At 65.6% G+C, this 25,225-nt stretch carries 17 protein-coding genes and 1 tRNA gene; 6 read left to right on the top strand and 12 right to left on the bottom strand.

Going from position 1 to position 25,225, the window contains the following annotated elements:
* Positions 1-52: 52 nt before the first annotated feature.
* Positions 53-1,363, bottom strand: coding sequence for an amidohydrolase family protein (locus tag LJ656_RS17360; protein ID WP_230510623.1), 1,311 nt, complete (start codon positions 1,361-1,363; stop codon positions 53-55).
* Positions 1,364-1,576: 213 nt separating this feature from the next.
* Between LJ656_RS17360 and LJ656_RS17355 the strand changes: the two genes are divergently transcribed.
* Positions 1,577-2,275, top strand: coding sequence for an aspartate/glutamate racemase family protein (locus LJ656_RS17355; protein ID WP_230510622.1), 699 nt, complete (start codon positions 1,577-1,579; stop codon positions 2,273-2,275).
* 114 nt (positions 2,276-2,389) lie between these two features.
* Here the strand turns inward: LJ656_RS17355 and LJ656_RS17350 are convergent.
* Positions 2,390-2,466: transfer RNA gene (locus LJ656_RS17350), tRNA-Met, on the bottom strand.
* A gap of 288 nt (positions 2,467-2,754) precedes the next feature.
* On the opposite strand from LJ656_RS17350, the gene xth reads away from it, so the two are divergent.
* Complete coding sequence (gene xth / locus LJ656_RS17345) at positions 2,755-3,531, top strand: exodeoxyribonuclease III (RefSeq protein WP_230510621.1); 777 nt, start codon at positions 2,755-2,757, stop codon at positions 3,529-3,531.
* Between the two features lie 54 nt (positions 3,532-3,585).
* Here xth and LJ656_RS17340 read toward each other — a convergent pair whose 3' ends face one another.
* The 4 genes from LJ656_RS17340 to glnA all read right to left on the bottom strand — a co-directional run bounded on the left by LJ656_RS17340 (position 3,586) and on the right by glnA (position 10,169).
* Positions 3,586-5,709, bottom strand: a complete 2,124-nt coding sequence (locus LJ656_RS17340) for a prolyl oligopeptidase family serine peptidase (RefSeq protein WP_230510792.1) — start codon at positions 5,707-5,709, stop codon at positions 3,586-3,588.
* Between the two features lie 168 nt (positions 5,710-5,877).
* The gene (gene ntrC, locus LJ656_RS17335) at positions 5,878-7,416 is read right to left on the bottom strand and encodes a nitrogen regulation protein NR(I) (protein ID WP_230510620.1); all 1,539 of its coding nucleotides are present in this window, start codon (positions 7,414-7,416) and stop codon (positions 5,878-5,880) included.
* Between the two features lie 34 nt (positions 7,417-7,450).
* Complete coding sequence (gene glnL, locus LJ656_RS17330) at positions 7,451-8,593, bottom strand: nitrogen regulation protein NR(II) (protein ID WP_230510619.1); 1,143 nt, start codon at positions 8,591-8,593, stop codon at positions 7,451-7,453.
* Between the two features lie 160 nt (positions 8,594-8,753).
* On the bottom strand, positions 8,754-10,169 hold the full coding sequence (gene glnA / locus LJ656_RS17325) for a type I glutamate--ammonia ligase (protein ID WP_230510618.1): 1,416 nt from the start codon (positions 10,167-10,169) through the stop codon (positions 8,754-8,756).
* A gap of 471 nt (positions 10,170-10,640) precedes the next feature.
* On the opposite strand from glnA, the gene LJ656_RS17320 reads away from it, so the two are divergent.
* On the top strand, positions 10,641-11,105 hold the full coding sequence (locus LJ656_RS17320; protein WP_230510617.1) for a rhodanese-like domain-containing protein: 465 nt from the start codon (positions 10,641-10,643) through the stop codon (positions 11,103-11,105).
* A 409-nt stretch (positions 11,106-11,514) separates the two neighbouring features.
* On the opposite strand, the gene LJ656_RS17315 is transcribed toward LJ656_RS17320, so the two are convergent.
* From LJ656_RS17315 to hrpA, 5 genes are all read right to left on the bottom strand, one after another.
* On the bottom strand, positions 11,515-12,360 hold the full coding sequence (locus LJ656_RS17315) for a competence/damage-inducible protein A (protein ID WP_230510616.1): 846 nt from the start codon (positions 12,358-12,360) through the stop codon (positions 11,515-11,517).
* An 11-nt stretch (positions 12,361-12,371) separates the two neighbouring features.
* Positions 12,372-13,214, bottom strand: a complete 843-nt coding sequence (locus LJ656_RS17310; RefSeq protein ID WP_230510615.1) for an EI24 domain-containing protein — start codon at positions 13,212-13,214, stop codon at positions 12,372-12,374.
* 241 nt (positions 13,215-13,455) lie between these two features.
* Positions 13,456-14,457, bottom strand: coding sequence for a sterol desaturase family protein (locus tag LJ656_RS17305; protein ID WP_230510614.1), 1,002 nt, complete (start codon positions 14,455-14,457; stop codon positions 13,456-13,458).
* Positions 14,458-14,538: 81 nt separating this feature from the next.
* Positions 14,539-15,558 carry a YVTN family beta-propeller repeat protein gene (locus LJ656_RS17300; RefSeq protein WP_230510613.1) on the bottom strand — a complete coding sequence of 340 codons (1,020 nt, stop codon included), beginning with the start codon at positions 15,556-15,558 and terminating at the stop codon, positions 14,539-14,541.
* 124 nt (positions 15,559-15,682) lie between these two features.
* Positions 15,683-19,678 carry an ATP-dependent RNA helicase HrpA gene (gene hrpA / locus LJ656_RS17295; RefSeq protein ID WP_230510612.1) on the bottom strand — a complete coding sequence of 1,332 codons (3,996 nt, stop codon included), beginning with the start codon at positions 19,676-19,678 and terminating at the stop codon, positions 15,683-15,685.
* A 1,049-nt stretch (positions 19,679-20,727) separates the two neighbouring features.
* Between hrpA and argA the strand changes: the two genes are divergently transcribed.
* The 3 genes from argA (at position 20,728) to proP (ending at position 24,672) form a co-directional block, all read left to right on the top strand.
* Complete coding sequence (gene argA, locus LJ656_RS17290; RefSeq protein ID WP_075301437.1) at positions 20,728-22,116, top strand: amino-acid N-acetyltransferase; 1,389 nt, start codon at positions 20,728-20,730, stop codon at positions 22,114-22,116.
* Between the two features lie 63 nt (positions 22,117-22,179).
* Entirely contained in the window at positions 22,180-22,452 is a 273-nt protein-coding gene (locus LJ656_RS17285) for an oxidative damage protection protein (RefSeq protein WP_230510611.1), read from the top strand.
* 726 nt (positions 22,453-23,178) lie between these two features.
* Positions 23,179-24,672 (top strand): glycine betaine/L-proline transporter ProP, encoded by a 1,494-nt coding sequence (gene proP, locus LJ656_RS17280; protein ID WP_230510610.1) that lies wholly within the window; start codon positions 23,179-23,181, stop codon positions 24,670-24,672.
* A gap of 60 nt (positions 24,673-24,732) precedes the next feature.
* Here proP and LJ656_RS17275 read toward each other — a convergent pair whose 3' ends face one another.
* Positions 24,733-25,221: a metallophosphoesterase family protein gene (locus LJ656_RS17275; RefSeq protein ID WP_230510609.1), complete on the bottom strand. Its 489-nt coding sequence runs from the start codon at positions 25,219-25,221 to the stop codon at positions 24,733-24,735.
* Positions 25,222-25,225 lie beyond the last annotated feature (4 nt).

Genomic DNA, 25,225 nt, shown 5'->3' with positions numbered 1-25,225 from the left:
GCGCGAGCAGGCCGCCGGTTTTTTATTGGCGCTTCACATCGATGCAACCGCGCTACGCGCGATGCAGTTTGAAGTCCACCTCGCGCGGCCGCCCTTCGATCGACAACGCCGCCCGCGCGGCCGGCGCGCGGCTCACCACCCTGCCCCGGCTCACGACCGCGAGCCGCGCGGCGCGCAAACGGAGCGCGTCGATTTCATCGCGCGCATCGAGCAGCACGAGATTGGCCGCGCAGCCGGGCGCGATCCCGTAACCGTCCAGACCGAGGATTTGCGCCGCATTGACGGTCACCGCGTCGAAGCACGCACGCATCCCGTCGATGCCCGTCATCTGCGCGACATGCAGCCCCATGTGCGCGACTTCGAGCATGTCGCCCGAACCGAGGCTGTACCACGGGTCCATCACGCAGTCGTGGCCGAACGCGACGGTAATCCCCGCGGCCAGCATCTCCGGCACGCGGGTCATCCCGCGCCGTTTCGGATAACTGTCGCTGCGCCCTTGCAGCGTGATGTTGATCAGCGGATTGGCGATCGCGGCGACGCCCGACTCGCGTATCAGCGGCAACAGCTTGCTCACGTAGTAGTTGTCCATCGAATGCATCGAGGTCAGATGCGAGCCGGCGACGCGGCCGTGCAGACCGAGCCGGTGCGTTTCGGCCGCGAGCGTTTCGATATGGCGCGACAGCGGATCGTCCGATTCGTCGCAATGCATGTCCACCCGCAAGCCCTGCTGCGCCGCGTACTCGCACAGCATGCGCACCGACTGCGCGCCGTCGGCCATCGTGCGCTCGAAATGCGGAATCCCGCCGACCACGTCGACGCCCATGCCGATCGCGCGCTTCAGGTTGTCGAACGCGTCGGCGCTGCGCAGCAGTCCATCCTGCGGAAACGCGACCAGTTGCAGATCCAGATATGGGGCGACGCGCCGCTTTACTTCGAGCAGCGCTTCGACCGCGAGCAGCCGCGAGTCGCATACGTCGACGTGGCTGCGGATCGCCAGCAGGCCGCGCGCGACCGCCCAGTCGCAGTATTGCAGCGCGCGCTCGATCAACGCGTGCTGCGTGAGCTCGGGCTTCAGCTCGCCCCATAGCGCGATCCCTTCGAGCAGCGTGCCCGACGCGTTCACGCGCGGCAAACCGTACGACAGCGTCGCGTCCATGTGGAAATGCGGATCGACGAATGGCGGCGTAACGAGCGAACCGGCCGCATCGAGCTCTTCGCGCGCGCTCGCGGCCAGCGACGGTTCGACCGCGACGATGCGGCCGGCGTCGATGCCGATGTCGACCGGCCCGTGGTTATGCCGTGACGCCGGCAGCAGTTGCGTGGCGCTGCGCGGCAGCGTCGCGCGGCGGATGATCAGATCCATGTATCGCTCCCGTTGATCGCTTCGGACTCGCTACGATTCTAGCGGCGCCAGAAATGCGCGCGCGGGTCGTGTCGCGTGCGCGCACCGTGATGGCCGTGGCCGCTCGTCAGGGCAGCGAGGCGTACCGGCCAGCGCGCTACGATCCGTACCGGCGGCGGGCATCGCGACGCGCCTATACTCGCCGTTTCGGGCAAGCATTCACGGAGCGTACAGATGAAAACGATCGGCGTGATCGGCGGCATGAGCTGGGAGTCGTCCACCGAGTATTACCGGCTGCTGAACCGTCACGCGAAGGCGCGCCTGGGCGGCCATCACAACGCGCGCAGCCTGCTGCTGACGGTCGACTTCGCCGAGGTCGAAGCGAACCAGCGCGCCGGCGACTGGGCCGCGCTCGGCAAGCAGATGGCCGATGCCGCGAGCCAGCTCGAACGCGGCGGCGCCGATCTGGTGATCCTCGCGACCAATACGATGCATCGCGTATGCGATTCGATCGAGCGGGCGATCAGCGTGCCGTTCCTGCACATCGCCGATCCGACCGGCGAAGCGCTGCGCGCGGCGGGCGTCGAACGGGTCGGCCTGCTCGGCACCCGCTATACGATGGAGCAGGAGTTTTATACCGGCCGGCTGCGCGAGCGCTTCGGCCTCGACACGCTGGTGCCCGACGACGCCGAACGCGCGGACGTGCATCGGATCATCTACGACGAGTTGTGTCACGGCAATGTGGAAGCCGAATCGCGCCGCGTGTATCAGCGCGTGATCGAGCATCTGGCCGCGCGCGGCGCGCAGGCGGTGATTCTCGGCTGCACCGAAATCACGCTGCTGATCAAACCCGAGGATTCGGTGCTGCCGGTGTTCGACACCACCGCGTTGCATGCACAGGCGGCGGTGGAATGGGCGATCGGGTCGGCGTGAGTTGACTGCGAAAGCCCGGGCTGAAAGGCGCCGGGCTAGAACGCCGAGCCGAAATGCCCGGCTGAAAGTCAAAAAGCCCGCATGGCTTGCGCTATGCGGGCTTTCAACAAAACTTGGTTGCGGGGACAGGATTTGAACCTGTGACCTTCGGGTTATGAGCCCGACGAGCTGCCAGACTGCTCCACCCCGCGTCAGAGAAAAAAGATTATAGCCGGCCTTTTGATAAACGTCAAACGGTGGTCCGAATCTTGTTCATCCGCCACACGTGACGCATGCAAATGCGGCGCGTCTCGCGCGACGCAAGCCCTCGCCCGTTACCCGCCCCATACGCTGCTCGCGCGCGATAAGATGCGGGGCATCGAACCCCGAATCGTCCGCGACCGCGCATGCGCGCTGCGCTGCACCGCACGGCGACCGATCAGAACAAAAGCGTGAGGCTCGGGTGACGAGGCCCCGCTCCGCAACAAAGTGAGAACGACATGAAAATCGCCACCTGGAACGTCAACTCCCTCAAAGTCCGCCAGCAACACGTGATCGACTGGCTCGCGAGCAGCGGCACCGACGTGCTGTGCCTGCAGGAGTTGAAACTCCCCGACGAAAAATTCCCGCGCGCGGAGCTCGCCGAGATCGGCTATCAGAGCTGGTACGCGGGGCAGAAAACTTATAACGGCGTCGGCATTCTGGTGCGCGACGGCCTGCACGTCGAAGAAAGCAGCATCGTGCGAAATATCCCCGGTTTCGAGGATCCGCAGCAGCGCGTGATCGCGGCGACGATCGAAGGCGTGCGCATCATCTCCGCGTATTTTCCGAACGGCCAAGCGCCGGGCACCGAGAAGTTCGCGTACAAGCTGCGCTGGCTCGACGCGCTGCACGACTGGCTCGCGACCGAAATGACGCTGCATCCGAAGCTCGCGTTGCTCGGCGACTACAACATCGCACCGGAAGATCGCGATGTGCACGATCCGAAGGCATGGGAAGGTCAGAACCTCGTGTCGCCGGAAGAACGCGCGGCGTTCGTGCGGCTGATCGGACTCGGTCTGCTCGACGCGTTCCGCCAGTTCGAGCAGCAGGAAAAGATCTATTCGTGGTGGGACTACCGGATGATGGCGTTCCGCCGCAACGCGGGACTGCGCATCGACCACATCCTGCTGTCCAAGGCGCTCGCCGACATCTGCACCGCGTGCGATATCGACAAAGCGCCGCGCAAGCTGGAACAACCGTCAGATCACGCGCCGGTGTTCGCGCAACTGGGCTGACGCGCCGGGAGGCCGACGCTGCGAGGCCGCGAGGCAGCGGCGCAGCGGCGCGCGTCAGCGCGCCATCGCCTGGGCGGCCGCCGCGTCGCCCAACACACCCCACAAGAAGCCGTACACCATCGCATCATGCTCGGCCTGCTCCAGTTCATCGGAGCCGCCGTGCCCGCCTTCCGTGTTCTCCCGATACCACACCTGCGGCGCGCCGAGCGCCTGCATCCGCGCGACCATCTTGCGCGCGTGGCCGGGATGCACGCGATCGTCGGCGGTCGAGGTCATGAACAGCACCGGCGGATACGCGACGCCCGCCGCGAGGTTGTGATACGGCGAATACGCGGCGAGCACGCGCGCTTCGTCGGCTTCATCCGGGTCGCCGTATTCGTCGATCCACGACGCGCCCGCGTGCAGCAGGTGGTAGCGGCTCATGTCGAGCAGCGGCACTTCGCACACCACCGCGCCGAATAGCTCGGGCCGCTGCACCATGCACGCGGCGACCAGCAGGCCGCCGTTGCTGCCGCCCTGGATGCCGAGTTGCGCGGCGCTCGTCACGCCGGTCGCGCTCAGCGCTTCTGCGACCGCGATGAAATCGTCGAACGCGCGCTGGCGATGCTCGCCCTGCGCGGCCGTATGCCAGCGCGTGCCGAACTCGCCGCCGCCGCGAATATGCGCGACCACGTAGACGCCGCCGCGCTCGAGCCAGCCGATCCCCTGCCCGGTCAGATAACTCGGCAGCAGCGGAATCGCGAAACCGCCATAACCGCTCAGCAGGCATGGACGCGGCTTGCTTTGCTGTCCTGACGATGCGATGTCCTTCGGTCCGATCACCGTGTACGGCACGGGCGTGCCGTCGGCCGATACCGCGTGAGCGCGCGTCACGGCAAAGCGCGTCGCGTCGAACTGGGTCGGCCAGCGGTCGAGCAATTCCCAGTCGGCCGGTGCGTCGCCGGCCAGATCGGTGAGCCAGTAGGCCGGCGGTTGCAGATAGTCGTCGGTATCGACGAATACCTCGTCGTTCAGCGTCGATTCGACCGGTGATACGTCCACCTGCGCATCGCCGTGCGCGGCGAACACGCGCTCGCGCCACTGCCATGTGCCGTCCTCGCGCTGCGTCGGCGTCCAGATCAGCGTCTTGCTGCGCACGTCGTCGAGGTACGACACGATCAGATGATGCCGCGTGTGCGACCACTCGCAGGCCGAGGTCCGCTCGTTCGGCATGAACAGCGGCGTCACATCGCGTTCGCCGCGCAGGAACGCGTCCTCGCGAATCGCCAGCAGCGCGCCGCCCGGAAAATGCGTGCCGTCGTCGCGCTCCCAGTCGAGCCGCGGTTCGAGCAGCAGCCAGCCCTGCCATGCGCCGACCGCGACGTGCTCGGGCACCTCGTAGCGGCGCCATGCGCCGGTCGCCGCATCGAGCCAATAGGTCTGCGAATCGAAAAAGTCGACGCTGCTCGTCACCGTATGGCGCCGGTCGATCGGGTCGTAATGCGCATCGACGCCGATGTCGTCGAACTCGCCGCGAAACACCACCGGCGCGTCGGCGAGCGCGCTGCCGCGGCTCCAGCGCCGCACTTCGCGCGGATAGCCGGAGCGCGTCAAGGTCTTGCGACCGTTGTCCCAGCCGACGTACAGCGTGTCGCGATCGATCCACGAAGCGGTGTGCTTGCCAGCCTTCGCAATCGCGAAGCCGCCGTCGACGAAGCACTGCGCGTCGAGGTCGAATTCGCGCACCACGACCGCATCGGAGCCGCCCGGCGACATCGTGATCAGCGCGCGATCGCCGTCCGGATAGAGGATGTCGAGATCGACGCAGACCCACGGCGTGCCTTCGGCGGCGCCGAGCGCATCGAAGTCGAGCAGGTTCTGCCACACCGGCGCGCCCGCGCGCCACGCGGCCCATGTCGTGCGTCGCCAGATGCCGCGCGGATTGCGCTCGTCCTGCCACAGATCGTAGGCCCAGTCCTTCCAGCGGTCCGGAATCACCGGACGTTCGCGCGGCAGATAGGCGTCGGCAAGGCGCCGCTTCAGAGTCTCGAACGCCGCGCCGCTGCACCACGCGGCGCGCGTGCGCGCGTTCTGCGCTTCGACCCACGCGAGCGCCGCGGGATCGTAGAGCGCCTCGAGCGGCAGGAATGGATCAGGGGAAAGCGGCCACTGGAACGGCACGGGGGAAGAAGCTGGCATCATCGGCTGTAGGATCGGAACAGCGTCGATTATGCCTGTTGCGCGCGGCACGGGCCGTGGGAAGGAGCGGCGAGCCGCGCGGCGCGGCAGTCGACGCGAGCGTGAACCGCAAAAACGACGAAGGCGGCCTGAGCCGCCCTCGCCTGCCGCTTCAACTCACGCGGGCCATCACGGTTCGAGATGCAGTTCCTGAATCTTGCGCGTGATCGTATTGCGGCCGATCCCCAGCCGCTCGGCCGCCTCGACCTTGCGGCCGCGCGTGAAGTCGAGCGCCTCGCGAATCACCGCCGCCTCGAAGCGGCGCGCCAGTTCGTCCATCACGTCGGCCGCGTTTTCGCGCAGCATCCGCGCGACTTCGGTGCGCAAGCCGCCTTCCCACGCGCTCAGCGCGCTCGCGACCGCCGCCGCCGAAACCGCCGACGCGCCCAGCGGATGCACCGCGCCCCCCGCACCGAGGCCCACGCCGCCCAGCGACGCAGCGCCGTTCAGCGCCGTGCCGTCCGGCGCCGCGACCGCATTCGCACTGGCGGACAGGTCACTCGTGCCCACCGACGCCGGCCCGAGATCGGGCGGCAGATCCTTGATCTCGATCGTCTGCGCGGGCGCCATCACGGTCAGCCAGTTCGCGAGATTCTCCAGTTGCCGCACGTTGCCCGGAAACGGCAGCGCGGCCATATACGCGAGCGCCTCGTCGGACACGCGCTTGGGCTCGACGCCGAGATCGCGCGCGCTCTTTTGCAGGAAGTGGCGCGTGAGCAACGGAATGTCCTCGCTGCGCTCGCGCAGCGCGGGCAGCCGCAGCCGGATCACGTTGAGCCGGTGATACAAGTCTTCGCGAAACAGCCCCTGACGCACGCGCGATTCGAGGTTCTGGTGGGTCGCCGCGATCACCCGCACGTTCGAGCGCAGCGGATTGTGGCCGCCGACCCGATAGAACTGCCCGTCCGACAGCACCCGCAACAGGCGCGTCTGCAGATCGAACGGCATGTCGCCGATTTCGTCGAGAAACAGCGTGCCGTTCTCGGCCTGCTCGAAGCGCCCCTGGCGCATCGCCTGCGCGCCGGTGAACGCGCCGCGCTCGTGGCCGAACAGTTCGGACTCCAGCAGATCCTTCGGAATCGCCGCGGTATTGAGCGCGATGAACGGACCGTTCGCGCGTGGGCTATGTCGGTGCAACGCCCGCGCGACCAGTTCCTTCCCGGTGCCTGATTCGCCGGTAATGAGCACGGTCGCCGCCGAATGCGACAGCCGCCCGATCGCGCGAAACATGTCCTGCATCGCCGGCGCCTGACCGAGCATCTCGGGCGCCTCGGCAACACGCTCGTCGACGGTCTGCTCGCCGCGCATGCTTTCGTCGACCGCGCGGCGGATCAACTCGACCGCCTTGTCGATGTCGAACGGCTTGGCGAGATACTCGAACGCACCGCCCTGAAACGCGGCTACCGCGCTATCGAGATCGGAGAACGCGGTCATGATGATGACCGGCAGCCCCGGCACCTTGTCGCGCACGGTCTGCAGCAGTTCGAGCCCGGAGCCGCCAGGCATCCGGATATCGGAGACCAGCACCTGTGGGCTGTCGTGATCGAGCGCGGCCGACGCTTCGCGCACGTTCGCGAAGCTGCGGGTCGCGAAGTTTTCGCGGGCGAGCGCTTTTTCCAGCACCCAGCGAATCGATTGATCGTCGTCTACTATCCAGATCGGCTTCATATAGGTCGGTCAGAAGTCTTGAGTGCTTGTGAAGTCAGTAGTCGAGCGGCAGCAGAATCTGAAACTCGGTATGGCCCGGCCGGCTGTCCACTTCGATCAGACCTTCATGCTGCTGCACGAAGGTCTGCGCGAGCGTCAGACCCAGACCGCTGCCGTCCTCGCGCCCCGACACAAGCGGATAGAAGATGCGGTCGCGAATCTCTTCCGGAATGCCCGGGCCGTTATCGATCACATGCAAGTCCAATGCCAGCTTGCACAAGCGTTTTGAAATGGTGATCTTGCGCGCGATGCGGGTGCGCAATTCGATCTTTGCGTCGCCCTGCGAGATGCGCTCGCGCAGCGCCTCGGCTGCATTGCGCACGATGTTCAGGAGTGCCTGGATCAACTGCTCCTTGTCGCCGCGCAGGTCCGGCACGCTGACGTCGTAGTCGCGTTCGATCGTCAGGCCGCGCGGAAACTCGGCGAGGATCACCTGGCGCACGCGCTCGCACACCTCGTGAATATTCACGTCGCCGACGATATGCGGATGCCGGTGCGGCTCCAGCAAGCGGTCGACCAGCGTCTGCAGCCGGTCCGACTCCTTGATGATGACCTGGGTGTACTCGCGCAACTCGTCGCGTTCGCGCTCGCCGAGTTCAAATTCGAGCAGCTGCGCGGCGCCGCGAATGCCGCCGAGCGGATTCTTGATTTCGTGCGCGAGATTGCGGATCAACTGCTTGTTGACCGCGGTCAGGTCGTTGATGCGCTCTTCGCGGTCCGTGCGCAGATGCCGCTCGTTTTCGAACAGCTCCAGCAGCACATAGTCCTGCGCGCTTTCCAGAAAGCCAACGATCGCATGCACGTGCAGCGGTTCGTGGCCCGGGCGTTCGAGCACCGCGTCGAGATGGGTCGCATGAAAACGGTGCGCGGCGATCGCGGTGATCGTCGCGACCAGTTCGTCGGCGTTCGAGAAGATGTCAGGCCACGCCATCTGCGTGAGCTGGCGGCGCGACATTTCGAGCATCGATTCGGCCGACGGATTCGCGAACGCGACCCGCAGCGTGCGCTTCTCGAGCACCAGCACCACCGTCGGCAGCGCCTCGAAGCCCGGCAGCAGGCCGGAGTTCAGCAGCTGCACGTCGTCCGACAGCGTCTGTTCGTGTCCTTTCCTTGCCTTGATCAGATTCTTCAGAACCATCTTGCAGTCTGGCCGGTGGGAGATGGTGATAAATCGGAAAGAGCGGCTTTGCAGCGCTTCATAACGAAAAAGGGACGGCGCCGCCGTCCCTTCGTGACCGATCGCGAGCGTCGGACCAGGCGCTTCGCCGCATAACCGGCCGGCGAAGCGCGATGGCCGCTTACAGCGAGTAGTACATTTCGAATTCGAGCGGGTGCACCGCCTGACGATAGCGCTGCAGCTCGCCCGTCTTCAGTTCGATGTACGCGTCGAGCATCGAATCCGTGAACACGCCACCGCGGGTCAGGAATTCGCGGTCCGCGTCGAGTGCGTCGAGAGCCTGGTCGAGGCCGGCGCACACGGTCGGGATCTTTGCATCCTCTTCCGGCGGCAGGTCGTACAGGTTCTTGTCGGCGGCTTCGCCCGGGTGAATCTTGTTCTGCACGCCGTCCAGACCCGCCATCATCAGCGCGGAGAAGCACAGGTACGGGTTCGCCAGCGGATCCGGGAAGCGCGTTTCGATACGGCGGCCCTTCGGGTTCGACACGTGCGGAATACGGATCGATGCCGAGCGGTTGCGTGCCGAGTAAGCGAGCTTGACCGGTGCTTCGAAGTGCGGCACGAGACGCTTGTACGAGTTGGTACCCGGGTTCGTGATCGCGTTCAGCGCGCGAGCGTGCTTGATGATGCCGCCGATGTAGAACAGCGCGAATTCCGACAGGCCGGCGTAGCCGTTGCCCGCGAACAGGTTCTGGCCATCCTTCCAGATCGACTGGTGCACGTGCATGCCCGAGCCGTTATCGCCGACGACCGGCTTCGGCATGAAGGTTGCCGTCTTGCCGTACGTGTGCGCGACGTTGTGGATGATGTACTTCATCTGCTGCAGCCAGTCGGCGCGCTGAACCAGCGTCGAGAACTTAGTGCCGATTTCGTTCTGGCCTTGACCCGCCACTTCGTGGTGGTGCACTTCGACCGGGATGCCGATCTGTTCGAGCAGCAGGCACATTTCCGAACGGATGTCCTGGAACGTGTCGACCGGAGCAACCGGGAAGTAGCCGCCCTTGGTGCCCGGACGGTGGCCGGTGTTGCCGCCTTCGAATTCCTTCGACGACGACCACGGTGCTTCTTCCGAACCAATCTTCAGGAAGCAGCCCGACTGATCCGTGCTCCACTGGACCGAGTCGAAAATGAAGAATTCCGGTTCCGGACCGAAGAATGCGGTGTCGCCCAGACCCGAGCTCTTCAGGTACGCTTCGGCGCGCTTCGCGAGCGAGCGCGGGTCGCGCTCGTAGCCCTTGCCGTCAGCCGGTTCGACCACGTCGCAGGTCAGCACGAGGGTCGACTCTTCGAAGAACGGGTCGATGAACGCGGTGTTCGCATCGGGGACCAGCAGCATGTCCGACGCTTCGATACCCTTCCAGCCGGCGATGGACGAACCGTCGAAAGCGTGGCCGCTTTCAAACTTGTCTTCGTCGAAGTGCGACACCGGCACCGAAACGTGTTGCTCTTTGCCGCGCGTGTCGGTGAAGCGGAAGTCGACAAACTTGACGTCTTCGTCTTTGACGAGTTGAATGACGTCGGCCACGGATTTACTCATAACCTATCTCCTGGATTAACAAATTCGGCGGATTTCAGCCGCCGCCCAATCTAGCTGACACGCCCGGGCGCGTCCACCGAAAACGGCGTCGCGAGGCAGGAAAATTTGCCGGGTCGAATCGATCGACACCAATAAAGCAGATAGCGTGCCAGTCTTGGCGCCCAGGCCACCGCTGCGACGGCACAGCCTTGTCACGCTTGGGTCTGCGCGAGGTGCGCCGGTCCCGAATGAACGCCCGGCTAAATCCGCCCGCAGCGCCACGCACCAGTTCCGTGCATTCACCGCTTTGGAAAACTCCGACCATTCCATTTTGGTGCATTTCTCCGAAATTGCACCAGATTTGCGCATCCTCACGTGCGCGGAAATGTCAGGCCAAGCGTCGCCGTTCGCCGCCGCGGCAGGCTCACAGCCGCATTCGGCGTGCATCGCGCGCGCTAGAATATTCATTTGGTCCGAAGGAGATTGACGCTCATGAGCACGCTTGAACAGCTGTACGCGCAGGCGGACGCCCGCCGCACCGAGAATCAACTGCCCTACGCGGGCGCGGTATCGCCCGCCGAGGCGTTCGAACTGCTGCAACTCGACCCGCGCACCCGCCTCGTCGACGTGCGCACCCGCGCCGAACTCGACTGGGTCGGCCGGCCGGTGACCGGCGACGGGCAATACGCGCACGTCGAATGGACCCGCTATCCGGGCGCGGTGCCGAATCAGGAGTTCGTCCAGCAACTCGCGCAGGTCGCCTCGCCCGACACGCCGGTGCTGTTTCTGTGCCGCAGCGCCGCGCGCTCGAAGCTCGCCGCGATCGCCGCGACCCAGGCCGGCTTTACGAAGGCGTATGACCTGCTGGAAGGCTTCGAAGGCGACAAGGACAGTCAGGGGCATCGGAAGACGGTGTCGGGCTGGTGTTTTCGCGGCTTGCCGTGGATCGGGGCGTGACCGGAGCGGCCAACGCATCGGTTGCCGAAGGCGGGCGCCAGCGCTAGCGAGCCGCCTGCGTCGTATGGAACGGTGCATCGCGCGGTGGTCGAAGCTGAAACCCCGCCCGCCCCCGCCTGAAACAACATGCGCCGGCGACACATGGAGTGCATCGTCGGCGCGTGCCGTGACACTGATATGTCGCGCGGCGGGTGCGCCTCGAAGCGCCCCCTTTCTCTCACGCGAAGCCTGCCTGCCTTACCAAGCACCGCGCGCGGCGGTCCAACAGCCAATACCCGATACCCAACGCGCGCTGAGCGCGCATCTCACTGCGCGGCCGCAATCCCGAACGCATGCAGCTTGCCCGCGCTGACATGCCGCGGCAACGTCACGCGACGCAGCCCCACCCGGGCACACCGTGACTAAACGCCTAGCTGCGCGGCTTGCCCGCCGCCGCAGCCGCCGCCGCCGCTTCCGGTTCGACGATATCGCCGCCGAGCAGATGCACGCCTTCGCGCAATTTGACAAACGCCGCCGCGACCGCTTCCGGTTCGCCCTTCACACCGAGATCGATGTGATGCCGCGCGTAGACGCCGCCGCGCTCCGCGTCGCCGACGCTCGGCAGGCTGAACACCCGCACGCCCGGAAAATCGCGTTCGATTCTCTCCATCAGCGGCGTCACGCGCGACTCCGGCAACTCGAACACCAGCAGTGATTTCTCCGCGTGCGGCGTGGTGTGATGCAGGTGCACGTAGTACGTGTCGAGCACCCATTCGATCATCGGCCATGCCATCACCGGGAAGCCCGGCACGAAGTGGTGATGGCGGATCGAAAAGCCGGGAATCTTGTTGTAGCCGTTCGGGATGATCGCCGCGCCCTGCGGATACGTGCCCATGTTCAGCCGGTGACGGTTCTCCGGCGAATCGAGATCGAGCGGCGAGCCGTCCTTCGGCTGATACATGTCGCGGATGCGCTCCTGAATCAGCTTCGCCGCCTCCGGATGCAGCTCGAGCGGCACACCGAGCGCGGCCGCCGCGCACTGGCGGGTGTGATCGTCCGGGGTCGCGCCGATGCCGCCGGTCGAAAACACGATGTCGCCCGACGCGAACGTGCGCCGCAGCGTTGCGGTGATCCGCTCGGGATCGTCGCCGACGTATTCCGCCCAGCTCAGCGACAGCCCGCGCGCGCCGAGCAACTCGATGACCTTCGGCAGATGTTTGTCGACGCGTCTGCCCGACAGGATTTCATCGCCGATGATGATGACGCCGAATGCCATTGCCGCCCTCTTCAGTTTGATCGATAGGAAACCGACGCGACCTGATACGCGCCGTCTTGATGCTGAGCGCGCATGCGTTGCAGCGCGCGCAGGCAGTAGTAGCCGAACCACAGCGCCGAGAACACGAGGATGAACGCATAAATCCAGATCGTCACCGTCGTGATCACCGGGAACAGCACGATCAGCCACACCGACGATGCCCACAGCAGCGTCGGCACCGAACCGAGCAGCCCGCTGACGATGCCGATCAGCAGCAGCGGCCAGCGGTGGCGTCGCACCAGCTCGCGGCGTTCGTCGCGGCTCGCATGGAGCGCGAGCGCGTCGTAGCACATCACCCGATACGTGAGCCAACCCCACAACAGCGGCGGAATCAACGCGAAGAACGGCGGCACGAGCCACAACGGCAACGTGACGACCAGCAGCAACAGACAGACCAGCGTGGTCGACAGCGCCTGACCGAGGCTACCGTACCATGTTCCGCCGCGCCGCATCTCGAGCTCGGGGAAGTGGCGCGCGGCGAGGAAGCGGATCACCGCGGGCATCGACAGCATTGCGATCAGCAACAGCACAGTGACGACGATCAGCGGAATCGCCATCGCGATCACGATGAAAGGCGCGATCACCGCATGCAGCGCGGAAAAACCGAGCCAGTCGAACAGGCGGTAAAGCGTGGCGGTAAACGACCAGTCGTCGAGCCACGCGCGGGTCGCGCCGGTCAGCGTCTGCCAGAAGAACCACAGCATCATGCCCCAGCCGACCGTCGCGACGATGAACGGTTTGAAAGTCAGCCACAGCATGCGCGGATGAAACGCGCTTGCGAATGCGCGTCCGAACGAGCGCAACAGATCAGTCATGCGAGCCAGTGCCTGCGAACGAAACGAAAGGGAAGAAAACGCGCGGTGCGCCGGCCGGCGATGCCGGGGCGCGCGAGCGTGCGCACGAACGTGCACAGCATAAACTACCGGACGCGCCGCTGGGACGGCCGAACGACGCGCTCGCGAGGGTCACCGAACAGGATGAAAACGGCAGTCGGGCGGGGGTCAAGCGGGGTTCAGACGCGGTTCAAGCGGGATTCAAGCGGGATTCAGACGGTATTCAAACGGCCGCGGCGTCGTTGCCGGACGCGTGGCGCTTGCCGGGGGCCAGGCGCCGCGCGATGCGCGCGAACGCGAGCCAGTGCTGCGCCCAGAAACCGTCGCCATAACGGCGGCCGTCGAGCTGGTCGGCGATGCCGGTCGGCTCCATCTCGCGGCTCCACGACACGCTGCGAAACAGCATGTCCCACCACGGAAACAGCACGCCGAAGTTGCAGCCGTACTTGAGCCCTTCGTGGCCGTAGCCGATCGCATGATGGCGGCGATGGAAGGTCGGGCTCACCAGCAACCGTTCGCCGAGCCAGCCGTAGTACAGCCGGATATTCGCGTGCTGCACGCTCTGCGCGAGATTGGTGATCGCGACGAGTACGACGAATTGCGACGGCGGCACGCCGATCACCAGCGCGATCACCGCGAAAAACGACGCCTGCAGCAGATTGTCGAGCAGATGGTTGCGGTCGTCGGACCACAGCGACATCTGGCGCTGGCTGTGATGCACCGCGTGCAGCTCCCACCACACGCCGATCCGGTGCTGCCAGCGGTGATACCAATAGCCGGCAAAATCGAGCACCAGCAGATACATCACGAACGTGACGAGCGGCTGGGTGGTCACGCCGGGCCACAGATTGTCGAGACTGATATTGGCGATGCCGTGCAGCCGCAGCCAGCCCTGCACGGTGTCGAAGAACGGTTGCAGCGCGAAGAAGAAGAACAGATTCAGGATGCCGAGCTTGGCGATCCACGTGTACAGCACGTCGACCCGCACCGCCTTGCGGCTTTCCCATCGCTCGACCGGGCGCAGCGCCTCGAGCGGGCGCAGCACCGCATACATCGCGAGGACTTCGAGCACGCCGACGATCACCCAGTACAGCGCGTCGTAGGTGTCCTCGTCGTAGTCCATCAGGTTGAAACGGAACAGCAGCGGCTGCACCACGTCGACATACAGCCATGTCTGGATGGCTGAAACGAAGCTGTCGAGTGAAGAGAAAATCAGATGGAACATGGTGCTGGCCTGGTTGCTGCGTCCGTCGTGTGTCGCGCGGGCGCCCTGCTGCTGTGAGCCGCCGGGCGCCTGGAAACTTCGTCAGGCACCGTTAGGCGCGGTGACCGGCGCGCGATTGAAGAAGTAGATGCCGTGCGGCGAGCGGCCCACCGCGATGGTCTGGATCAGCTTGCGCGTGCTCAGATCGATGATGCCGATGTGCTTCGCGAAGCGGAACGTAACCCACAGATAGCGTTTGTCGGCGGAAAGTTCCATGTCGTCCGGGCCCGGCATCAGGCCCGTGATGTCGCCGACGTTGGTGAGCGTATCTTCGTCGATGATGCTGATCGTGCTCGCGACCCGGTTCGATACCGCGACGTGCTTGCCGTCCGCCAGCGAGCGGAAGTTGTGCGCGCCCTTGCCGGTGTGGATCGTCTTGACGACCTTCTGGTTGCGCCAGTCGACCACCGCGACGTAATCCTCGCCGGTCATGCCGACCAGCAGATACTTCTCGCCCGGCGTCATCCACAGACCCGCCGGCACCTTGCCGACCTTCATCTTCCACTTCACGGTTTGCGTAGCGAGGTCGATCGCGGCGAGTTCGCCCGAGACCTGCAGCGTGACGAATACCGTTTTGCTGTCATTCGTGAACGCCATGTGGCTCGGCATCACCGCGAGCGGCAGACGCGACGCCAGCGTCATCTGGTTCTTCTGGCTGTCGTAGTGATAGATGTCGAGCCGATCGAGCCGCAGGCCGGTGGTCACGAGCCACTTGCGGTCCGGCGAGAAGCCGATCTGATACGGATCTTCGATGTTCTCGACCCAGCGCTGCAACTGGCCGGTTTTCGGGTCGACGAACATCAGATTGTTCGACACCGAATTCGCGACGATCAGCGAGGAATTGTCCGGCGTTGCCATCAGGTGATGGGGTTCCTTGCCGGTGGGCACCGTGCCGATGACCTGGCGGCTGCTCTCGTCGATCAGACTCAGCGTCGCTTCGCCGGAATTGAGCACGATCACGTTATTGGCGTGGGCCGCCGGAGAAAAAAAGCCTGCGGCGGCGACCAGCGCGGCGGTCGCGGCGAACGTGGCAGTCAAGCCGGGAAGAAAAAATTTACGCATGAAAACTCGCTTCGGAGAACAACTGTCATTGTAGAACGTTTGCCGCGCCGAGCGGTTGACGCAAATCGTGGCCGCCGCCCCGGAAAAATGACCGGGGCGCTAGCGAGCGGGGCCGCTGCGCCCGCTAGCGCTGCATCGATTCCCACACCTTGTGCAGCCGTTTCACCGATACCGGCATCGGCGTGCGCAGCTCCTGCGCGAACAGCGAAATCCGCAGTTCTTCGAGCAGCCAACGGAATTCCGCCAGACGCGGATCGACCACCCCGCCGCGCTGCGACACCGCGCGCTGATAGTGCTGCTGCAACGGCTGGAATTCGGCGAACTGGCGCGCGTCGCGCGCCGGGTCCGCGCGCAGCTTGTCGATCCGCAGCGCGATCCCTTTCAGATAGCGCGGGAAATGCGCGAGCTGCGGGTACGGCGTATCGATGATGAAGCGCTTGCCGATCAGCGCATCGAGCTGACTCTGTAGATCCGCGTAGGCGGCCGCGAACGGCTTGGCATGCAGCATCTTTTTCGCGAGGCCCGCGTATTCGGCGAGGATCTGGCCGACCAGCCGCGAGATTTCCTGCGCGAGCAGCGTCAGGCGGCTGCGCCCTTCGTCGCGGCGAGTGTGGAAACTGCCGTCGTCGTCCGGCAGCGGGTCCTGCAGACACGCGCGATCGAGCGCGGTGTCGATCAATTGATCGCGCAGTTCCTCCTGGGTGCCGCGCGGCATGAACTGCATCGCCATTTCGCGCAGGCCCGGCAGGTTCTTCTCCAGATATTTGATCGGCTCCTTCAGTTGCAACGCGAACAGCCGGCGCAAGCCCGCGCGATGAATTCGCGCCGCCTCTTCCGGCGAGTCGAACACTTCGACGTCGCAATGCGTGCCGCGATCGACCAGCGCCGGATAGCCGAACAGCGTCTGGCCGCCGCGACGGATTTCGAGCAGCTCGGGCAGCTTGCCGAAATTCCACGTGGTCAGGTTTTGATACAGCGCGGTGCCGGGCGCGCCATCGTGCGCGGCGGTTTGCGGCGCGTTCGCGCCCTTGCCGCCCGACGCCGAACGCGCCGCGCCGGTCGCACCCGCCGGCGCCGACTGAGCCGCGTGAGCCGCCTGCCCCGCCTGCGCGGGCGTCGCCACCCCGCCGCCGCCCGCATCGGCCAGAGCCGCGCCGGCCGCGCTCGACACCAGCTTCTGGAAATGCTGCTGCGCCTGGCCGCCGAGTTCGGCGCGCAGTTGCGACAGGTTGCGTCCCATCGCGAGCTGCCGGCCGTGCTCGTCGATCACCTTGAAGTTCATGAACAGGTGCGCGGGCAGCGTCTCGAGCTTGAAGTCGGACTGCTTCAGCGCGACCTGGGTCTGCTCGCGCACGTCGGCGATCAGCGCTTCGAGCAGGCCGCCCGCGCCGAAGCGCGGCATCGCATGCCGCTCGGCGAAACCGGCCGCGTAATCGGGCAGCGGCACGCAATGGCGGCGCAGTTTCTGCGGCAGCGACTTCAGCAGCAACTGCGCCTTCTCCTTGATCATCCCCGGCACCAGCCATTCGCAGCGGCGCGCGTCGACCTGGTTCAGCGCGTAGAGCGGCACCGCGAGCGTCACGCCGTCGCGCGGCGTGCCCGGCTCGAAGTGGTAGGTGAGCGCCATTTCGATGCCGGCCATCGTCAGCCGCTTCGGAAACAGCTCGGTCGTCACGCCGGCCGCTTCGTGGCGCATCAGGTCATCGCGCGACAGATACAGCAGCCGCAGCTTGTCCTCCGGCTGGCCGCTCTTTTTCACCTCGTCGCGATACCAGCGCTCGAACGATGCACCGGTGTAAATACCGTCGGGCAGCGCCTGATCGTAGAACGCGAAAATCAGCTCGTCGTCGACCAGCACGTCCTGACGGCGCGACTTGTGTTCGAGCTGCTCGATATCGGCAAGCAGCTTGCGGTTGTGCGCGAAAAACGCGAGCTTCGTGTCGAACTCGCCTTCGACCAGCGCGCCGCGAATGAACAGCTCGCGCGCCCGCGCCGGGTCCTGCTTGCCGAACGCGACACGGCGCCGGTGATAGATCGGCAGCCCGTACAGCATCGCCCGCTCGAACGCGGACACCTGCGCCGGGCGCTTTTCCCAATGCGGTTCGGACAGCGATTTCTTCAGCAGATGCGCGCCGACCGTCTCGACCCACTCCGGCTCGATCTTCGCGATACAGCGCGCGTACAGCCGGCTGGTTTCGACCAGTTCGGCGGCCATCACCCACTTGCCGGCCTTTTTCACCAGCGCCGAGCCCGGCCACAGATAGAACTTGATGCCGCGCGCGCCGAGGTAGTACGGCTCGTCGTCGGCCTTCAGACCGAGATTGCCCAGCAGACCCGTTAGCAGTGCCAGATGAATCTGCTCGAACGTCGCTTCCGCTTCGTTCAGGCGCCAGCCGTGTTCGCGCACCACCGTCAGCAGTTGCGAGTGCACGTCGCGCCATTCGCGCAGCCGCAGTTGCGACAGGAAATTCTTGCGGCATTCGTCCTGCAACTGACGGTTCGATTTCTTGTGCGCGATCGCTTCGTCGAACCAGTTCCAGATTTTCAGCCACTGCAGGAATTCGGAGCGCTCGTCGGCGAAACGGCGATGCGCCTGATCGGCCTGCTCTTGCGCTTCGATCGGGCGGTCGCGCGGGTCCTGCACCGACAGCGCGCTCGCGATGATCAGCACTTCCTTCAGCGCGTGCTGATCGCGCGCGGCCAGAATCATCCGGCCGACGCGCGGATCGAGCGGCAGGCGCGCAAGTTCGCGGCCGAGCGGGGTCAGGTCGTTGTCGTCGTCGACCGCGCCGAGTTCGTTGAGCAGCTGATAGCCGTCGGAAATCGCGCGGCCTGGCGGCGGCTCGATGAACGGGAAGGTTTCGATCGCCGTCAGATTCAGCGACTTCATCCGCAGAATCACTGATGCCAGCGACGAACGCAGAATCTCCGGATCGGTAAAGCGCACGCGACCCTGGTAGTCGCTTTCCTCATACAGTCGGATACAGATGCCGTCGGCGACCCGCCCGCATCGCCCGGCGCGCTGATTCGCGGCGGCCTGCGAAATCGACTCGACCTGCAGCTGCTCGACCTTGTTGCGGTACGAGTAACGCTTCACGCGCGCGAGGCCGGTGTCGACCACATAGCGAATGCCGGGCACCGTCAGCGAGGTTTCGGCGACGTTGGTCGCGAGCACGATGCGGCGCGCGTTCGATGCGCGGAATACGCGCTCCTGCTCGGCCGCGGACAGTCGCGCGAACAGCGGCAGGATTTCCGTGTGCGGCGGATGATGCTTGCGCAGCGCCTCGGCGGCATCGCGGATCTCGCGCTCGCCGGGCAGGAACACGAGCACGTCGCCGGGGCCTTCGCGGCACAGCTCGTCGACCCCGTCGACGATCGCTTCCATCAGATCGCGGTCGGTCTCGCGCTGGGTCTTCGGGCGCTCGCGGCCCGCGGACGATGCGCCGCTCGCGGTGCCTTGCGCGTTTTTCACCGCCGGGCTGTCCTCGACGACCGGCCGATAGCGGACCTCGACCGGATACAGGCGCCCGCTCACTTCGATCACCGGCGCGGGTTTGTCGTCGCTGCCGAAATGACGCGCGAAGCGGTCGGCATCGATCGTCGCCGACGTCACGATCAGTTTCAGATCGGGGCGCTTCGGCAAGATCTCTTTCAGATAGCCGAGCAGGAAGTCGATGTTCAGGCTGCGCTCGTGCGCCTCGTCGATGATCAGCGTGTCGTACGCCTTCAGCAGCGGATCGGTCTGCGTTTCGGCGAGCAGAATGCCGTCGGTCATCAGCTTGACCGATGCACCCGCCGCGAGGTTGTCGTTAAAGCGCACCTTGTAGCCGACCACTTCGCCGAACGGCGTGCCGAGTTCCTCGGCGATGCGCCGCCCGGTCGCCGACGCGGCGATCCGGCGCGGCTGCGTATGGCCGATCAGGCCGCTGCCGCCGGCGCCGAGACCGCGGCCCAGCGTCAGGCAGATTTTCGGCAGCTGGGTGGTCTTGCCCGAGCCCGTTTCGCCCGACACGATCACCACCTGGTTTTGCGCGATCGCGCGCGCGATCTCGTCGCGGCGGCCGGACACCGGCAGCGCTTCGGGGAAGGTGATCGGCGGGATCGGGTTGGGGGTGATCACGCGCGGGGGACGTGGCTCGCGGGGCTCGCGTGGTGGGTTCGGTTTGCGGGGTTCCACCGTTGCACGCGGCTGGCGCGTGTCCTGCGCTTCGCGCGGTGCGCGAGGCTGGCGGGCCTCGGCGGTTGCGGGTGGTTCGTGTTGCGTGCGCGGCCCGCGCGCTTGCTGCGCGTCGCGCGGTGCGTTCGGCTTGCGTGCTTCGGCTGTTGCGTGTGCTTCGCGTTGTGCGCGCGGTTCGTGTGCTTCCCGCCCCTCGCGTGGTGCGTTTGGCTGACGAGCTTCGGCCGTTGTGCGTGCTTCATGGGGCTCGCGCGCTTGCTTCGCGTCGCGCGGTGCGTTCGGCTTGCGTGCTTCGGCTATCGCGCGAGGTTCGCGTGGCGTGCCCGGTTCGCGGGTTTTCTGCGCGTCGCGCGGTGCGTTCGGCCGGCGAACTTCGGCAATGACACGCGGTTTCTGTTGCGTGTGCGGATCGCGCCGCCCTTCGCCGCTCTCGCCCCGGCCTTCGTGACGAGGCCCGTTGCGCTCGTGCCCCGCCACGGCCGGCGACTTCTGCTCAGGCGTTGCCGCCGCGTGCGGCGACTGTCCGCCTTCGCGTTGCCCGCGCCCGCGATCCCGCCCGGCTTCACGGCCGCCATCGCGCCGCGTATTTTCCGCTTGCGGTTGCGCTTGCGGTTGTCCTTGCGCTTGCGGTTGTGCCTGCGCTTGCGGTTCTGCTCGCGCCGCCGACACCGCCGTCGCCTTCGAAGCCTGCGCCGGCTTCCCAGCCTGCTCAGCCTGCCCACCGGTATCGGCATACTTCGCCGCGCCGCCGGTCAACGGTCGATCGGCGCCGCGCGCCACCACCAGAGTATTTTTCAGTTCGGACAACTGCGCGGACAACGACGCGGCGGACCGCTCGCGCGACGCGCGCGGCGGGTTGGATTCGGTGCCCTGCGCAGTGCCGCGCGACGCGTCACCGGGGTTCTTTTGAGCGGCGCCGGACGCCGGTTTCTCGTTCGCCTCAGCAGGGCTTTTGGGTACATTCGACATGGGGGCGCATTATAATCCCGGGCATGAATTCCCAAACCGACCTCGTCCCCGCGCCCGCGAGCGTTCCGGCCCCCGCCGGCACACCGGAAACCCTCGCCCAGCACGCGCAATTCGTCGACTGGATGCGTTCAGTCGCCCCTTACATCCACGCGTTCCGCAACAAGACGTTCGTCGTCGGTTTCGGCGGCGAAGTGGTGCATCAGGGCTTGCTGAATGCGCTCGTGTCGGACATCGCGCTGCTCCAGGCAATGGGCATCCAGATCGTGCTGGTGCACGGGTCGCGCCCGCAGGTCGAAGAGCAGATGAGCCTGCACGGCGTCGAGTCGGAGTTCTCCCACGGCATGCGCATAACCGATGCCCGCGCGCTCGAATCCGCGAAAGAAGCGGCCGGCGAAGTGCGTCTGGACATCGAGGCCGCGATCAGCCAGGGCTTGCCGAACACGCCGATGGCGCACGCGCACATCAGCGTCGTGTCGGGCAACTTCGTGACCGCGCGTCCGGTCGGCATTCTGGACGGCGTCGATTTCCAGCACACCGGCCTCGTGCGCAAGATCGACGCGGATTCGATCCGCCACTCGCTCGCGAGCCGCAAGCTGGTGCTGCTGTCGCCGCTCGGTTTCTCGCCGACCGGCGAGGCGTTCAATCTGTCGATGGAAGACGTAGCCTCGGCCGCCGCGATCGCGCTGCGCGCCGACAAGATCGTGTTCCTGACCGAAACGCCGGGCCTGATGGAACCCGGCGAAGAGGGCGCGGAACTGATCCGCGAACTGTCGCTCGACGACGCGTACAAGCTGCACGAAAGCGGCGAGCTGACCGGCGACACCGCGTTCTATCTGAAGCATTCGATCCGCGCGTGCCGCGGCGGCGTGCCGCGCGCGCACATCATCCCGTACGCGCTCGACGGCAGCCTGCTGCTCGAACTGTTCCTGCACGACGGCGTCGGCACGATGATCTCGTATGAGAATCTGGAAAGTCTGCGCGAAGCGACGCCGGACGACGTCGGCGGCATTCTCGCGCTGATCGAGCCGCTCGAAGCGGATGGCACGCTGGTGCGGCGCGGCCGTCACCAGATCGAGCGCGACATCGACCATTTCTCGGTGATCGAGCACGACGGCGTGCTGTTCGGCTGCGCGGCGCTGTATCCGTATTCGCAGGAGCGGATCGGCGAGATGGCATGCCTGACGGTCGCCCCCGAAGCGCAAGGCACCGGCGACGGCGAACGCCTGCTCAAACGCATCGAGCAACGCGCGCGGGCGCGCGGCCTGACGCGTATTTTCGTGCTCACCACCCGCACCGAACACTGGTTCCTCAAGCGCGGCTTCGTCAAGGCCACGGTCGACGATCTGCCCGAAGACCGCCGCCGTCTCTATAACTGGCAGCGCAAGTCGCTGGTGCTGATGAAACATATCTAAGCGGCCCCATCTGCACAGCACTGGCGATTGCCCACCCCACATCGATTACAGGAGAAGCACAGCATGACTCGTATGGTTCAATGCGCGAAGCTCGGCAAGGAAGCCGAAGGCCTCGATTTCCCGCCGCTGCCGGGCGAACTCGGCAAGCGGATCTACGAAAGCATCTCGAAACAGGCGTGGCAGGACTGGTTGAAGCAGCAGACCATGCTGATCAACGAAAACCGCCTGAACATGGCCGATCCGCGCGCGCGCCAGTACCTGATGAAGCAGACCGAAAAGTTCTTCTTCGGCGAAGGCGCGGACACCGCGTCGGGCTACGTGCCGCCGTCGGCCTGAGCCAACTGGCGACCGTTTCGTTCGCCACGTAAGCGCCACGGCAATTTCCGGCGCGCCATCCGCAGCACCAAAAAATCCGCGCCGCGAGCGCGGATTTTTTTCGTCTGCGCTTCGACTGCGTTGCGCCTGCGTTGCGCCCACAAACTGCCTTCGTCTCAAAAAATCGACGTCGAAAATGTTCTAAATGGTCCGTTTTTTAAACCGTTGCGACCCCGCTGAAAGCCCCGCCCCGCAATGGATTGAGCGGCATCGCACGGGGTGCCCTCAAGGCCCGGTTTGCACGATCCTCGCCCATCGTGCTAACATGTGCGTCGTTTCAACGGCAATTCACCTTCATTCGCGTTCGCTTCAAACCGGCCCGGCGCCCTTCGTACAGTGCCTTCGCCAACCTGAATCGAGCTGTTTTTTAAACAAGAAGGCTCGTCGGTCGTTTCCCCGCGCAAGCGGAAAAATTCAAGACCGGCCTTTTTCGTTTCAAGCCTTCCAGTGGCGCTGCGTCGAGCTATCGGCCATCCGGCGTCCGTCATGTACCTGCCCCCCTTCCACGGCCACGCAGGTGCAAAGTCAGCACAATCCAGACGAGTGTTCTTTCGCGACCAGTTCGCGAGGCACAGGCGTTGGTTTTTTTCTCGACGCCTCCTGTTCCGCCGCCGGGCCACCGGTGCCGCGGCCCGCCTTGCATTGCTCGCGAAATTACACTCCCCGGCAACCGTGGCGGAACGCATCATGAGTTTCGTCGCAGTCATTGGAGTTTTAACCTTGACCGCTTCCAGCAACGGCTTCTGGCGACACCAACAAGAACAACGCCTGTCCCTCGACGACATCACCGTCGTCGATCACTCCCTTCTCAAGCGTGCCGTCGGCGCAATGGCGCTCGGCAACGCGATGGAATGGTTCGATTTCGGCGTGTACAGCTACATCGCTGTCACGCTCGGCAAAGTGTTCTTCCCGTCGTCGAGCCCGTCCGCGCAGTTGATCGCGACCTTCGGCACGTTCGCCGCCGCGTTCCTGGTGCGGCCGATCGGCGGCATGGTGTTCGGCCCGCTCGGCGACCGCATCGGCCGTCAGCGCGTGCTGGCGATGACGATGATCATGATGGCGCTCGGCACCTTCGCGATCGGCCTGATCCCCGATTACGCGACGATCGGCATTTTCGCGCCGGTGCTGCTGCTGGTCGCGCGTCTGGTGCAGGGTTTCTCGACCGGCGGCGAGTACGGCGGCGCGGCGACCTTCATCGCCGAGTTCTCGACCGACAAGCGGCGCGGCTTCATGGGCAGCTTCCTCGAGTTCGGCACGCTGATCGGCTACGTGTTCGGCGCGGGCACGGTCGCGTTGCTGACCGCGCTGCTGTCGCACGACGCGCTGTTGTCGTGGGGCTGGCGCGTGCCGTTCCTGATCGCCGGTCCGCTCGGCCTCGTCGGTCTGTATATCCGCATGAAGCTCGAGGAAACGCCGGCGTTTAAGAAGCAGGCCGAAGAGCGCGAAGCGCAAGACCGCGCGGCGCCGCAGCAGTCGTTCGGCCAGCTGCTCGTGCAGCAATGGAAGCCGCTGCTGCTGTGCGTCGGCCTCGTGCTGATCTTCAACGTGACCGACTACATGGCGCTGTCGTATCTGCCGAGCTATCTGTCGGCGACGCTGCACTTCAACGAAACGCACGGCCTGTTCCTCGTGCTGATCGTGATGGTGCTGATGATGCCGATGACGCTCGCCGCCGGCCGCCTGTCGGATACGGTCGGCCGCAAGCCGGTGATGCTGCTCGGCTGCGTGGGCCTGTTCGTGCTGTCGATTCCGGCGCTGCTGCTGATCCGCATGGGCACGGTGCTGCCGGTGTTCGGCGGGCTGATGATTCTGGGCATGCTGCTGTCGTGCTTCACCGGCGTGATGCCATCGGCGCTGCCGGCACTGTTTCCGACCCGGATCCGCTACGGCGCGCTCGCGATCGGCTTCAATATTTCCGTGTCGCTGTTCGGCGGCACCACGCCGCTCGTGACCGCATGGCTGGTCGAGCGCACCGGCAATCTGATGATGCCCGCGTACTACCTGATGGGCGCGTCGCTGATCGGCATCGTGTCGGTGCTCGCGCTGCGCGAAACCGCTCGCAAGCCGCTGCTCGGCTCGGGTCCGTGCGTCGCGTCGCGCGCCGAAGCGCATGCGGTGCTGCGCGGCGAGCGTGAAGCCGAAGAGATGGATGAGCGTTTCGCGGCGGCGGCGACCGTGTGAGGATCGGTTTGATCCGCAACAGCCCGCCCGGCTTGCGCCGGTGCGGGCTGTTTTTTCATGTCAGGTCGGCAGCGCATCGAAACACGCGCTGACCTGCGCGCCTTCTATCGTCAGCATCCCCGCGCTGATCGGCAGCTTGAAACGCCGTGGCCCGGCGCTGCCCGGATTGACGAACAGCACGCCGTCGCGCTCGACGATCGACGGCTTGTGCGAATGGCCGCTCACCACCACGCGGATACCTTCGTCGCGCGGCACGCAGCCGAGTTCGGCGATGTCGTGCACGACCAGAATCGTCACCTGCTGCACGCTCAGCCGCGCATGAGTGGGCAGCGCCGCCGCCCACTCGCCAATGTCGTTGTTGCCGCGCACCGCGGTAAGCGGCGCGATGTGCGCGAGCGCGTCGAGCACCTCCGGCTTGCAGATGTCGCCCGCGTGAATGAGCGCGTCGCAGCCTTCGAGGTAGCGCAGCGCTTCGGGCCGCACGAGATTGTGCGTATCGGAGATCAGGCCGATGCGGGTCGCCGACGAAGAGGATGAACGGGCAGTCATGGTT

The organism is Paraburkholderia sejongensis, assembly GCF_020880815.1.
Taxonomy (GTDB): domain Bacteria; phylum Pseudomonadota; class Gammaproteobacteria; order Burkholderiales; family Burkholderiaceae; genus Paraburkholderia; species Paraburkholderia sejongensis.
The sequence above is the reverse complement of the archived record's forward strand: the minus strand, read 5'-3'. Positions and strand labels throughout refer to the sequence as shown.